The sequence below is a fragment of the Cupriavidus gilardii genome (assembly GCF_013314895.1).
GTDB lineage: Bacteria > Pseudomonadota > Gammaproteobacteria > Burkholderiales > Burkholderiaceae > Cupriavidus > Cupriavidus gilardii_C.
Window position 1 is genome coordinate 1 of record NZ_JABTYE010000008.1, and the last position, 12,523, is coordinate 12,523.

The 12,523-nt window shown below is 66.4% G+C and carries 11 protein-coding genes; 2 read left to right on the forward strand and 9 right to left on the reverse strand.

The window, feature by feature from the left end; all coding sequences use genetic code 11:
- Window positions 1–121 precede the first annotated feature (121 nt).
- Window positions 122–1,684 carry a class I adenylate-forming enzyme family protein gene (locus tag HTY53_RS09740; protein ID WP_174106303.1) on the reverse strand — a complete coding sequence of 521 codons (1,563 nt, stop codon included), beginning with the start codon at window positions 1,682–1,684 and terminating at the stop codon, window positions 122–124.
- 182 nt (window positions 1,685–1,866) lie between these two features.
- Entirely contained in the window at window positions 1,867–2,799 is a 933-nt protein-coding gene (locus tag HTY53_RS09745) for a VOC family protein (protein ID WP_174106304.1), read from the reverse strand.
- On the opposite strand from HTY53_RS09745, the gene HTY53_RS09750 reads away from it, so the two are divergent.
- A complete protein-coding gene (locus HTY53_RS09750; RefSeq protein ID WP_174106305.1) occupies window positions 2,787–3,653 on the forward strand; it encodes a TetR/AcrR family transcriptional regulator in 867 nt (288 codons plus the stop codon). The genes HTY53_RS09745 and HTY53_RS09750 overlap by 13 nt on opposite strands.
- Here the strand turns inward: HTY53_RS09750 and HTY53_RS09755 are convergent.
- From HTY53_RS09755 to cyoA, 7 genes are all read right to left on the reverse strand, one after another.
- Window positions 3,646–4,230 (reverse strand): response regulator transcription factor, encoded by a 585-nt coding sequence (locus HTY53_RS09755; protein WP_174106306.1) that lies wholly within the window; start codon window positions 4,228–4,230, stop codon window positions 3,646–3,648. The two genes, HTY53_RS09750 and HTY53_RS09755, sit on opposite strands and share 8 nt — an antisense overlap.
- On the reverse strand, window positions 4,217–5,593 hold the full coding sequence (locus HTY53_RS09760) for an ATP-binding protein (protein WP_174106307.1): 1,377 nt from the start codon (window positions 5,591–5,593) through the stop codon (window positions 4,217–4,219). Before HTY53_RS09760 ends, HTY53_RS09755 begins: the two co-directional genes overlap by 14 nt.
- 136 nt (window positions 5,594–5,729) lie before the next feature.
- The gene (locus HTY53_RS09765; RefSeq protein ID WP_438820943.1) at window positions 5,730–6,545 is read right to left on the reverse strand and encodes an SURF1 family protein; all 816 of its coding nucleotides are present in this window, start codon (window positions 6,543–6,545) and stop codon (window positions 5,730–5,732) included.
- Complete coding sequence (cyoD, locus tag HTY53_RS09770; protein ID WP_174106308.1) at window positions 6,542–6,982, reverse strand: cytochrome o ubiquinol oxidase subunit IV; 441 nt, start codon at window positions 6,980–6,982, stop codon at window positions 6,542–6,544. The genes HTY53_RS09765 and cyoD overlap by 4 nt, the downstream gene beginning before the upstream one ends.
- Window positions 6,979–7,635 carry a cytochrome o ubiquinol oxidase subunit III gene (gene cyoC, locus HTY53_RS09775; protein WP_006577860.1) on the reverse strand — a complete coding sequence of 219 codons (657 nt, stop codon included), beginning with the start codon at window positions 7,633–7,635 and terminating at the stop codon, window positions 6,979–6,981. The genes cyoD and cyoC overlap by 4 nt, the downstream gene beginning before the upstream one ends.
- Window positions 7,628–9,631: a cytochrome o ubiquinol oxidase subunit I gene (gene cyoB, locus HTY53_RS09780; protein ID WP_174106309.1), complete on the reverse strand. Its 2,004-nt coding sequence runs from the start codon at window positions 9,629–9,631 to the stop codon at window positions 7,628–7,630. The genes cyoC and cyoB overlap by 8 nt, the downstream gene beginning before the upstream one ends.
- Window positions 9,624–10,781 (reverse strand): ubiquinol oxidase subunit II, encoded by a 1,158-nt coding sequence (cyoA, locus tag HTY53_RS09785; protein WP_174106445.1) that lies wholly within the window; start codon window positions 10,779–10,781, stop codon window positions 9,624–9,626. Before cyoA ends, cyoB begins: the two co-directional genes overlap by 8 nt.
- Window positions 10,782–10,983: 202 nt before the next feature.
- On the opposite strand from cyoA, the gene HTY53_RS09790 reads away from it, so the two are divergent.
- On the forward strand, window positions 10,984–12,309 hold the full coding sequence (locus HTY53_RS09790) for an MFS transporter (RefSeq protein WP_174106310.1): 1,326 nt from the start codon (window positions 10,984–10,986) through the stop codon (window positions 12,307–12,309).
- Window positions 12,310–12,523 lie beyond the last annotated feature (214 nt).

A 12,523-nucleotide genomic window follows, 5' to 3' on the forward strand; every position in this document is an offset into this window, starting at 1 on the left:
CCTGAGGGGGAGAGGGAGAACACAGTTGGCAAGAGTCTGGCGCCTCGCCGGTTTGCTCCCCTCTCCCGCTCGCGGGAGAGGGGCGGGGGAGAGGGCAACGGCGCCTGCCTCGCGACAACGCTCAGTCGAGCCCCCTGCCCCCACGAAACCCATCCCGCAGCTCGCGCTTGAGCACCTTGCCGATCGCGCTGCGCGGCAGCTGCGGGCACAGTTCCAGCGCGGCGAGCCGCTGGGTCTTGCCGACCTGCGCGTTGACCCATTCGCGCAGCGCTTCGGCGTCGACGGCAGCGCCCTCGCGCAACACCACGAAGGCGACCGGCGTCTCGCCCCAGCTTTGCGACGGCACGCCGACCACCGCGCATTCGACCACGTCCGCATGCTGCTGCAGCACCGCTTCGAGGTCGCTCGGATAGATATTGAAGCCGCCGCTGATGATCATGTCCTTCTTGCGGTCCATCAGCGTCAGGAAGCCGTCCTCGTCGAAGCGGCCCACGTCGCCCGTGCGGATGAAACGCTTGCCGGTGGCGTCGTACCACTCCGCGGCGGCGGTCTTGTCGGGCTGCTTGTGATAGCCCGTCATGATGGTGTTCGAATGCCCGACCACCTCGCCGATCTGGCCCACCGGCACCTCGTTGCCGTCGTCGTCGATCAGCCGGATGTCGTGCCCTTCCATCGGCTTGCCGACCGTATGCAGCTTGTCCGGGAATTCGTGCGCGGCCAGCACGCAGCTGCCGCCGCCTTCGGTCATGCCGTAGTACTCGACCAGCCCGCCCGGCCAGCGGCGCAGGATGTCCGCCTTCAACGCGGCGGACAGCGGCGCGCTGGTCGAGAACTTCATCCGGAACGACGACAGGTCGTAGCGATCGAAATCCTCGCGGGCCAGCAGCCGCTGGTATTGCACCGGCACCAGCATCGCGTGGGTGACGCGATGCCGCTCGGCCAGCTCGAGATAGCGCTGTGCGTCGAACTTCGGCATCAGCACCACGGTGCCGCCAAGCGCCAGCGTCGGGATAAAGCTGACCAGCGTGGTGTTCGAATACAGCGGCGTGGCAATCAGCGTCACTGCGTCGGCTCCGTAGCCGCCGGTCTCGTTGACGCGGCGGATCTGGTTCCAGCGCAGCGCGTGGTCGTGCACGATGCCCTTGGGCGCGCCCGTGGTGCCGGACGAATAGATGATGTTGAAGACCTGCCCGTCTCGCAGCGGCGTCTCGCGCGGCCGGCTGCCGGCGGGCGCCAGCCATTGCTCGAATAGGTTGCCGGTCGGCGCGCCGCGCAGACCGATGCGCGGCACCGTGGCTTCGATGCCGGCGCCCTGCAGGGCATCGAGCACCGGTGCGTCGACGAACAGCAGCTTCGCATCCGAGTCGGCGATCATGCCGGCCAGCGCCTGCGGCGTCGACGACGGTGCCAGCGGCGCGATGGCGACGCGGGCGCGCAGCCCGCCGAGGAATACCGCCGCATACTCGATCGACGCGGCGGCGCAGATCGCCAGCGCATCGCCCGGCTGCAGCCCATCGCGCTGCAGGGCGGCGGCCACGCGGTCGATCAGCCCGTCGAACTCGCGATACGACAGGCTGGCCCGATCGTCGATGACAGCGGGATGCTCGGGGCGGGCGTTGGCGTGGGCACGCACGCAGTCGGCGAGATTGCCGAGCGGCTGGTCCAGCAGGGACGCGATCTGCATGACGGGATGTCTCCTAGCGATTGGTGCGGCGGCGCGTACCAGTGCGCGCGGACCGACTTATTTTTCTAAAATCACCGCTGCCATTGTATTCGCGATGCCCCATCGGCGTTTACGTACCGATGAAGCCCTGCCTTCGTCATACCGTAAGCCTCAATCGGAGATCCGTGCCTCTGCGCCGCGCTTCAGGCCGCATGCCGACGTCGGCCGATCATGGCGGCTGCCATCCGCAACCGCAATTGCAGGCGCGGCTTGTGCCCCCAGCTGCTGGTCATCGTCGCCGACACCGGCCGCCAGCCGCGTGGCTCGATCTCCTTGCTGCCGGCGCCGATCTCGAAATCGAAGCCGGACGGCGTGCGGCCATAGAAGGAAAAGGTGCCGTCGGGATCGGGATGCTGCCCCAGCCCGAGGCTCAGCGGGACCTTCAGCCTCCCGGCGCGTTCGAAGGCGGCGCCGACATCGGCCAGTTCCCGTGTCTGCAACATGAAATGGTGCAGACGCTTCTTCCACGGCAGATCGAAGATCGCCACGGAATGGTGCCGACGATTGCAATGCAGGAACACCCCACCCAACGTGACGGGCCCGATCTGCGTCGCCAGCCGTTCGCTGATGCCGAACCCGAGCCCGTCGACATAGAAGCGCACCATCGCCACCGGATCGCGGCTCACCAGCACGGCGTGGCCAAGACCCAGCTCGCCTGTGCAAAAGCCGCCGGATACCAGCTTCGAAGCGAAAGGCCTGCCCGCGGACTGCGGGCCGGTATGCAGTTCCACCGCATTGCCGGCCGGGTCGATTACGCGACACAGCCGCTGGACGCGCCGCGCCCGCGCCAACGCGGCCAGGTCCCGCTCGACCGTATGGCCGGCTTGTTCGAGGCGGCGCAGCAGCGCGTCGAGCACCGCATCGCTGGCGCACTCGAGTCCCAGCGCGGCGACATCGTCCGCGCCGCCGGGCCGCACCACCAGCCGCTGCGCCGCCTCGTCCAGCTGAAAGCCGAGGCTGCCGTCGGTATTGCTCAGCGGCGCCGGCAAACCCAGCATGCCTTCACAGAACTGCGCCCACCGGTGGGGCTTGCGCACCTCGAACACCAGATATCCCAGCTTGATTGCGGCCTGCATCGTCGTCTCGCTCCAATCGCGGTAAAATCACATTGGTAATCCAAATTTATATGGACCATCTAAAAATGGATGGCATGCAAAATATAGCAGCCGGCATGGCGTTGTCAATGCCGCCGTTGCCGCCCGAGTTGCACGACACGCTGACGGTATCGGCCACGCCCCTTCCCAAGCGCGAACGTACGCGGCGGCAGTTGCTCGCCGCCGCAATTCAGGTGATCTCGACGCGGGGTATCGGCGCGGCGACGATCCAGGAGATCGCCGGCGTTGCCGGCATGACGCCGGCCACCGTCTATAACCACTTCGAATCGCGCAGCCAGATCATCGAGGCGATCGCCTTGTGGGTCGGTCAGACGCTATGTCAGCGGATATCAGATAGCTACGCGCATATCCCTGCGGGCGCGGAACGCATGGCCATCGGCAATCGCCGGTACTTGTGGCTGGCGCACCAAAGCCCACAGTGGGCGCTGGTCCTGCTCGACGTGGTGTCGGTCTCCCCGTCGCTGATCCGGCAGATCAGCAGCGACGCGCTGGCGGATCTGCGTCTAGGCGTCAAGCAGGGCAGCTTCCGCATCGCCAGCGAGGCGGCGGCAATGGACATGATCAGCGGGACGATCTCGCAGGCAATGCGCAGCGTGGCGCATGGGCTCACGCCGGCCGGTCACGATCGGGCCGTGGCAGCGACCGTGCTGTGCGGGTTGGGGATGGAGATCGGCGAGGCCCGTGAAGTGGCGTCCCGGCCGTTGCCGGAATTCCAGCCACTGGGCAGCGGCAAGGCGGACGCCATCGCGGGGGCCACGGCAAGCACGACGGCGGGCGCGGCGGGAGCGCCCGGGCGCGGCCGTCGGACTACTTGATCCGCTGCTTCTCCAGCTTGCGCGCCAGCGTGCGGCGATGCATGCCGAGCCGGCGCGCCGCCTCGGAGATATTGAAGCCGGTCGCAGCCAGCGTCTCGTGGATGTGCTCCCACTCGAGCGTCTTGATCGAAGTGGGACGACCGGTGACCTCGACGTCCACATCGCCGGTAGCGCGCTCGAAGGCGGCCTCGATGTCGTCGGTGGTCGAGGGCTTCGCCAGATAGTGGCAGGCGCCGAGCTTGACGGCCTCGACCGCGGTGGCGATGCTGGCATAGCCGGTCAGCACCACGATCAGCATGTCGGCATCGTGCGCGTGCAGCGCCTGCACGCAAGCCAGGCCCGAGGCCTCGCCCTTGAGCTTCAGGTCCACCACCGCATAGCCGGGCGAATGCTCCTTCAGCAGTTCGTTCATGCCTTCGAGGCTGGTCGCATGCAGGACCTGATAGCCGCGCCGTTCGAACGAGCGGCGCAGCGTGCGGGCGAAGGCCGCATCGTCCTCGACGATCATCAGCACGCGGCCCTCCGTGGTGGGTTCGCCGACCGCCGCGGTGTTGTGCTCGGGGTCATTGGGCTGCATCTTCGGCCTCCTCTTCCAGCGTGATTGCCGCCAGCGGCAGCTTCATCGTCACCACGGCGCCGCCCTGCGGACGGTTGAGCGCGGACACGCTGCCGCCCAGCGTGCGGGCGACGTTGACGACCAGGAACAAACCCAGTCCGCCGCCCGGCCGGCCCTTGCTCGACTGATAGGGCTTGCCCAGCCGCTCCAGCATCTGCGGCGCAAAACCGGGGCCTTCGTCTAGCACCGACAGCACCAGCGTATCATCCTCGCGCCGCACGTCGAGCCCGACCCAGCGCGGCGAGGCCTCCAGCGCGTTGTCCAGCACGTTGCAGACCATCTGCTTGATGGCCGAGTCCGACAGGATCGGCAGGTCCTGGCCGAAGCGGTATTCGTAGGAGAACTCGCCGACCGGCCGCGTCGCGCGCCATTCGGCGACCAGATCGTCGACGAAGCGGCGCACCGTGGTTTCGGTCAGCGCCTCGCCGCGCGCCTCGCCCGCCGACAGCAGGATGCCGCTGACGATCGACTTGCAGCGCTGCACCTGCGTCTGCATCTCGCCGAGCTCCTGCAGCAGTTCGGGGTCCTTCGAGAACGGCTCCATGCGGCGCCAGTCGGACAGGATCACCGCCAGCGTGGCGAGCGGCGTGCCCAGTTCGTGCGCGGCGCCCGAGGCCAGCAGGCCCATGCGGACGATGTGCTCCTCCTCGGCGGCGCGCTGGCGCAGGTCGGCCAGATGCTCGTCGCGGGCGCGCAGATTGCGCATGATCCGCGTGATGAAGACCACCAGCAGGGCCGCGTTCAGCACGAAGCAGATCAGCATGCCCTGGATATAGAGACTGCCCAGGCCCTGCTCGTGGTCCGGCGGCAGCGCCAGCGGCTTGCCGACCAGCGCCAGCCCGGCGAAGCACGAAGCGGTGACCACCACGATGACCCAGATCGACCACGCCTGCAGCAGCACCGCGCCGAGGATCACCTGCAGCAGATAGAGAAAGACGAAGGGGTTGGAGGCGCCACCGCTCAGATACAGCAGCGCGGTCAGCATGCCGATATCGACCAGCAGCGAAACGAACAGCTGGGTCTGCGAGACCTCGGCGACAAAGCGCAGCCGCAGCAGGCTCAGCGCGTTGAAGGCGATCAGACCGAGCAGCACCGCCAGCATCTGGTTGACCGGCAGCGGCACGTCCAGGCCGAAATGCACCACGCTGATGGTGGCGACCTGGCCGAGCACCGCGATCCAGCGCAGCTCGATCAGCTGCTCCATGTTCTTGCGGGCGGTGGCATCGCGCGCCCGCTCGCCCCGCCGCTCGGGAGCAGGGGCGCCATTGGCAGCCCCCAGCGCCGGGCCGGCGGGCTTCAGGGGGGAATCGGTGGAAAGAGGCATCGTCAGGGTCGAAGCAGGATGGCGCCGGCGATCGAAGCGAGCCACCGGGGCGCCGCGGGCCAAGGCATGCCCGGCATGGCGGGCATACGGGTCATGCACGGCAGGCGGGGCGGGCCAGCATGTCCCGCATTGTCCCTCATCGGCCGCGGCGCAGCCGAAGTTCCTCGCGGCCGACGTACCAGGCGGCGCCCAGCACCATCAGCGCCAGCCCGTACCAGGTCAGCGCATAGACCAGATGGCTGTTGTGGAAAGTCACCACGGTCAGCCCGCCGACCGGCCAGCGGCGCGGCGCGGCGTTCGCGCCAGGCGCGGCCTGCGGACCGGCATCGGCATCGGCATCGGCATCGGCATCGATGAAGTAAGGCGCGACCCGCTCGAGCCCGCGCGCCGCGGCGATGGCCTGCACATCGCGCGAATACCAGCGCTCGGCTGCGGGGTCGTTGCTGCGCAGGAAGCCGCCGCCGGGCTGGCTGATGCGCAGCAGCCCGGTGACCGTGGTCTCCCCCGTGGGCTCGTTGTCCGCACGGGTCTCGCGCCCGCGGTACTCCTGCGGCACGAAGCCGCGGTTGATCAGCACCACGGTGCCGTCGCGCATCCGCATCGGCGTCATCACCCAGAAGCCGCCGCCGAGCGCGGTGGCGGCCTGCACCAGCGTCTCGCGATCGTGCAGGAAGGTCCCGGTCACGCGGACATGCCGGTATTCGTCGGCTGCGGCGTTGACGAGCGGCCAGCGCTCCGGCGCGGGTGCGTCGACCGGCGGCGCATGCACCCGCGCCTCGACACGTTCGATCAGATCGAGCTTCCAGGCGCGGCGTTCGACCTGCCAGGTGCCCAAAGCAAACAGCCCGGCGAAAGCCAGTACCGCCAGCAGCGCCAGCACCGCGAGGGTGGCCGGGCTGCGGGGAACGGGCTTGCGATCCGGGCTGTGTTTTGCGAGTCGAGGCGAGGTCAAGGCATCGATTTCATGTCGTGCGTCATCGTCGGCATCATGTTCGTATTCATGTGATACATGACCCAGAGCGAGCCTGCCAACGTGATGACCACCAGCACGATCGTGAAGATCAGCGCCAGCATGTTCCAGCCACCTTCCGACTTGGTGTTCATGTGCAGGAAGTAGATCATGTGGACCACGATCTGCACGGCGGCAAAGCCCAGAATCACCAGTGCGGTGGTGTTCTGGTTGTCGATGACCTTGCCCATCACCAGCCAGAACGGGATCGCCGTCAGGATCACCGACAGCACGAAGCCGATCACATAGCTCTTGAGGGTGCCATGCGCGGCGCCATCGTCGTGATCGTGGTGATCGTCGTGGCCATGGCCGTGATCGCCGTGATGGCCGGCCTTGCCCTGGTCGGCCAGGTTCGAGAACGAATAGTCGTGGGCGCTCATACCATGACTCCCATCAGATAGACGAAGGTGAACACGCCGATCCAGACCACATCCAGAAAGTGCCAGAACAGCGACAGGCACATCAGGCGGCGCTTGTTGGCCGCGATCAGGCCGTGCTTGTTCAGCTGGAACATCAGCGTGATCAGCCAGATGATGCCGAAGGTCACGTGCAGCCCGTGGGTGCCGACCAGCGTGAAGAACGACGACAGGAACGCGCTGCGCTGCGGCACCGCACCTTCGTGGATCAGGTGCGAGAACTCGTACAGTTCGAGGCCGACGAAGGCCGCGCCCAGCAGGCCGGTGATGGCCAGCCACACCATCGTGCCCTTGAGCTTGTTGCGCTGCATCTCCAGCATCGCGAAGCCGTAGGTGATCGACGACAGCAGCAGCATCGACGTGTTCAGCGCCACCAGCGGCAGGTCGAACAGGTCGGCGCCCGACGGGCCCGCCGCATAGCTGCGGCCGAGCACGCCGTGCACGGCGAACAGGCAGGCGAAGATGAGGCAGTCGCTCATCAGGTACAGCCAGAAGCCCAGCATCGTACCGTTCTGCGGATGATGCTCGGTCGGCAGGTAGAAGCGCAGCTCGTTGGAGCCGCCGCGGACCGGCGCGCCGCTGGCGCCGGCCGGTTGGGTTGCGATGGTGTCAAGCATGTTGTGCAAGCAGGCGGGTGCGTTCTTCCTCGGTGCGGACGACGTGCTCCGCCGGGATGTAGTAGTCACGCTGGTAGTTGAAGGTGTGGCCGATCGCCACCGCCAGCAAGGCGACGAACGAGACGGCGGCCGGCAGCCACATGTGCCAGATCAGCGCAAAGCCCAGCACCGTCGACAGGCCGGCGAGGATGATGCCCGCACCGGTGTTCTTCGGCATGTGGATCGGCAGGAAGCCCTTCTGCGGACGCTGGTAGCCGCGGTCCTTCATCTGCCACCAGGCGTCGTTGTCATGCACCACCGGCGTGAACGCGAAGTTGTACGCGGGCGGCGGCGACGAGGTCGACCATTCCAGCGTGCGGCCATCCCACGGATCGCCGGTCACGTCGCGCAGCTGCGCGCGGCGCTTGAAGCTGACCACCAGCTGGATCAGGAAGGCGGCGATGCCGATCGCGATCAGGAACGCACCGACGGCGGCGACCTGGAACCAGATCTGCAGCGACGGATCGGTGAAGTGGCTGACGCGGCGGGTCACGCCCATCAGGCCCAGCACGTACAGCGGCATGAACGCGGCATAGAAACCGACCAGCCAGAACCAGAACGAGACCTTGCCCCAGAACTCGTCGAGCTTGAAGCCGAACGCCTTCGGGAACCAGTAGTTGATGCCGGCGAACAGGCCGAACAGCACGCCACCGATGATCACGTTGTGGAAGTGGGCGATCAGGAACAGGCTGTTATGCAGCACGAAGTCGGCGGGCGGCACGGCGAGCAGCACGCCGGTCATGCCGCCGATCACGAAGGTCACCATGAAGCCAACCGTCCACAGCATCGGCACTTCGAAGCGGATGCGGCCGCGGTACATCGTGAACAGCCAGTTGAAGATCTTCGCCCCGGTCGGGATCGAGATGATCATCGTCGTGATGCCGAAGAACGAGTTGACGCTGGCACCCGAACCCATCGTGAAGAAGTGGTGCAGCCAGACCAGGTACGACAGCACCGTGATCACGACCGTCGCGTAGACCATCGACGCATAGCCGAACAGGCGCTTGCGGCAGAAGGTCGACACCACTTCCGAGAAGATGCCGAACGCCGGCAGGATCAGGATGTACACCTCAGGGTGGCCCCAGATCCAGATCAGGTTCACGTACATCATCGGGTTGCCGCCGAAGTCGTTCGTGAAGAAGTTGGTGCCGACGTAGCGGTCCAGCGACAGCAGCGCGAGCACGGCCGTCAGCACCGGGAAGGCGGCGACGATCAGCACGTTGGTGCACAGCGAGGTCCAGGTGAAGACCGGCATCTTCATCATCGTCATGCCCGGGGCGCGCATCTTGACGATGGTCACCAGCAGGTTGACGCCGGAGAGCAGTGTGCCGATCCCCGCTATCTGCAAGGCCCAGATGTAGTAATCCACCCCCACGTCCGGACTCTGCAGGATGCCCGACAGCGGCGGATAGGCCAGCCAGCCCGTCTTGGCGAATTCGCCGACGAACAGCGACACCATCACCAGCACGGCGCCGGCGGTGGTCATCCAGAAGCTGAAGTTGTTCAGGAACGGGAAGGCGACGTCGCGCGCGCCGATCTGCAGCGGCACCACGTAGTTCATCAGGCCCGTTACCAGCGGCATCGCCACGAAGAAGATCATGATCACGCCGTGGGCGGTGAAGATCTGGTCGTAGTGATGCGGCGGCAGATACCCCATGTTGTCGCCGAAGGCGATCGCCTGCTGCAGACGCATCATGATCGCGTCGGCGAAGCCGCGCAGCAGCATCACCAGACCGAGCACGATGTACATGATGCCGATCTTCTTGTGGTCGATGCTGGTGAACCACTCGTGCCACAGGTAGCCCCAGGCGCGGAAGTACGTCAGCGCGCCCAGGAGCGTCAGGCCGCCGAGCACGACCGCCGCGAAGGTGGCGATCAGGATGGGCTCGTGAAGCGGGATCGCCTCCCAGGAGAGACGGCCGAAAATGAGCTTGGTGAGGTCGAAACTGTCAAGCATGCTGGTCAACGCCGGCTACAGCGCGTTGTGTAAGAGGAAGCTGGGGAAGCGTCACGGCGGCGGATTCGCCGGCCGGCGCAAAAGTGGAGGCCGCCGGGCCGAAGGCACCGGAACCGTCCGGATCGGCGACCGTGCACATGCCGCCGACATAGCTGCGCACCGGCGCATCCTGCAGGCCCAGGCGGGCGCGGGTGGCCGGGTCGAGCGTGGCGACGTTGAAGGCGCCGGGCTTGCCCTGGCCACCCTGCTCGTCGATCGCCATCATTTCGTTCATGCACATGCGGTTCGCCTCGACGCAGCGGTTCAGGATCTTGTCGTACAGACCCTTGTCGACGCTGGCGTAGTAGCGCACCGGTTCGCGTTCGCTCGGCTGTTCCAGCTTCAGATAATCCTCGCGCGTCAGGGTCTGGCCGCTGGCCTTCGCCTTGGCGATCCAGGCATCGAAGCCCTGCTCGTCCAGGCCGTGGAACTTGAAGCGCATGCCCGAGAAGCCGGCGCCGCTGTAGTTGGCCGACAGGCCCTCGTACTCGCCCGGCTTGTTGATCACGGCGTGCAGCTTGGTCTCCATGCCCGGCATGGCGTAGATCTGCCCTGCCAGCGCCGGCACGAAGAACGAGTTCATGACCGTCGACGCGGTGATCTTGAACTGGATCGGACGGTCGACCGGCGCCGCCATCTCATTGACCGTGGCGATACCGTGCTCCGGATAGAAGAACAGCCACTTCCAGTCGAGCGCCACCACTTCCACCGTCAACGGCTTGACGTTGGTCGGCAGAGAACGCTTGGCGTCGATCCGCTCCAGCGGCCGGTACGGGTCCAGCGCATGGGTGCTGACCCAGGTAATTGCGCCCAGCGCGATGATGATCAGCAGCGGCGCCGACCAGATCACCAGTTCCAGCGTCGTGGAATGGTCCCAGTCGGGCGAGTAGGTGGCGTTCTTGTTCGACGCCCGATACCGCCAGGCGAAGAACAGCGTCAGCGCGATCACCGGGACGATGATCAGCAGCATCAGCGCCGTGGAGATGTATATTAGGTTACGTTGCTGTACCGCGATGTCACCCGAAGGAGACAACAACACAGCATTACAACCTGTCAATAGGGTAATGGCGGGCAGCAAAATCAACCCGCGAATGGTATTAATGAGGGGCATTGCCGGCAGAGGAAATAGCGTAGCCGTCTTGGGGGAGACTGGTACTACGAATGCTTCGGGTGCGACGGACGCAGCTTTTACAACCGAGGCGAAATGTACTCTATTCGGCAAGCGCGGAGAATTGGACATTTTGTCCCAATGGTCGCGGCGCCTGGCGGGCGCGTCCGTCCGGCGTAGCGCTATCCTGATTTAGCGAGGAAGCATGTCGAGTATCACGCACGATTCGCAAGCGCCTTTCCCTTCACTCGCCGCCAGCGACGACCGACCGCATTCGCCCGTCGCGCCGAGCGAGATCGCCACCGGCGTCGTCATCGGCCGGGCCTCCGAGTACTTCGACTTCTTCGTCTACGGCATCGCGTCGGTGCTGGTCTTCCCGGCGGTGTTCTTCCCGTTCGCCGGGCGGCTGGAAGGGACGCTCTACGCCTTCACCATCTTTGCGTTCGCCTTTATCGGGCGCCCGCTGGGCACCGCGCTGTTCATGGCGATCCAGCGGCGCTGGGGCCGCGGCGTCAAGCTGACCGCCGCGCTGTTCCTGCTCGGTTGTTCGACGGTCGGCATCGCCTTCCTGCCCGGCTATGCCTCGCTGGGCCAGAACGCCATCGTGATGCTGGCGGTGTTCCGCTTCCTGCAAGGGGTGGCCTTCGGCGGCTCCTGGGACGGCCTGCCCTCCCTGCTGGCGCTGAACGCGCCGCCCGACCGGCGCGGCTGGTACGCGATGCTGGGGCAGCTCGGTGCGCCGATCGGCTTCCTGGTGGCCAGCGGCCTGTTCCTGTACCTGCACGCCAACCTGGCGGCGGACGACTTCCTCAATTGGGGCTGGCGCTATCCGTTCTACGTGGCCTTCGCCATCAACGTGGTCGCGCTGTTCGCCCGGCTGCGCCTGGTGGTGACCGAGGAATACACCCGGCTGCTGGAGGAAGGCGAGCTGGAGCCGATCAGCACCCGCGAAATGGTGGGCGGCCAGGGCTACAACATTTTCATCGGCGCCTTCGCCTCGCTGGCCAGCTACGCGCTGTTCCACCTGGTGACGGTGTTCCCGCTGTCCTGGCTGGCGCTGCAGGCGACCCAAAGCGTCAACAGCGTGCTGAAGGTGCAGATCGCCGGCGCGCTGGTCGGCATCGTCGGCACCATCCTGTCCGGCTGGATCGCCGACCGCATCGGCCGGCGCACCACGCTGGGCCTGCTGGCGACGCTGATCGGCGTGTTCAGCCTGTTCACGCCGATGCTGCTCGGCGGCGAGGAGGCAGGGCAGGACCTGTTCATCCTGATCGGCTTCCTGCTGCTGGGCCTGTCGTATGGCCAGGCCTCCGGCACCGTGACCTCGAACTTCGAACGGCGCTTCCGCTATACCGGCGCGGCGCTGACCTCGGACTTCGCCTGGCTGTTCGGCGCCGCCTTCGCGCCGCTGGTCGCCCTCGGCCTGTCGGTCAAGTTCGGCCTGGTCGCGGTCAGCATCTATCTGCTGTCGGGTGTCGCGTGCACGATGCTGGCGCTGCGCATCAACCGCGCGCTGGAAACGCGCGACTGACGACTCGCCACTGACGACTCGCCACTGAGGCCGGCGCGGCGGCTCCCCGCCGCCGCGCTCACCTTCCCAGCCCCTTTGCGGCCTGCCCGCCGTGTCGGGGCGCCACAGTCCCCTGCCCCGGCGCTCGCCTCTGGCTCTATATATATAGCGGTGGGGCTGCTGAGCCGCCCTTCCGGGGCGCCGGCATTGGCAAACGCCTTGTCCGCCAGCACAA

Bases quoted from the DNA above. Each gene is read 5' to 3' on its own strand.
- cyoD (WP_174106308.1), bottom strand. From the start codon at position 6,982: ATGAGCGCCCACGACTATTCGTTCTCGAACCTGGCCGACCAGGGCAAG.
- cyoA (WP_174106445.1), bottom strand. From the start codon at position 10,781: ATGCCCCTCATTAATACCATTCGCGGGTTGATTTTGCTGCCCGCCATT.
- cyoC (WP_006577860.1), bottom strand. From the start codon at position 7,635: ATGCTTGACACCATCGCAACCCAACCGGCCGGCGCCAGCGGCGCGCCG.
- cyoB (WP_174106309.1), bottom strand. From the start codon at position 9,631: ATGCTTGACAGTTTCGACCTCACCAAGCTCATTTTCGGCCGTCTCTCC.
- HTY53_RS09745 (WP_174106304.1), bottom strand. From the start codon at position 2,799: ATGCAGGCCGCAATCAAGCTGGGATATCTGGTGTTCGAGGTGCGCAAG.
- HTY53_RS09760 (WP_174106307.1), bottom strand. From the start codon at position 5,593: ATGCCTCTTTCCACCGATTCCCCCCTGAAGCCCGCCGGCCCGGCGCTG.
- HTY53_RS09790 (WP_174106310.1), top strand. From the start codon at position 10,984: ATGTCGAGTATCACGCACGATTCGCAAGCGCCTTTCCCTTCACTCGCC.
- HTY53_RS09740 (WP_174106303.1), bottom strand. From the start codon at position 1,684: ATGCAGATCGCGTCCCTGCTGGACCAGCCGCTCGGCAATCTCGCCGAC.
- HTY53_RS09755 (WP_174106306.1), bottom strand. From the start codon at position 4,230: ATGCAGCCCAATGACCCCGAGCACAACACCGCGGCGGTCGGCGAACCC.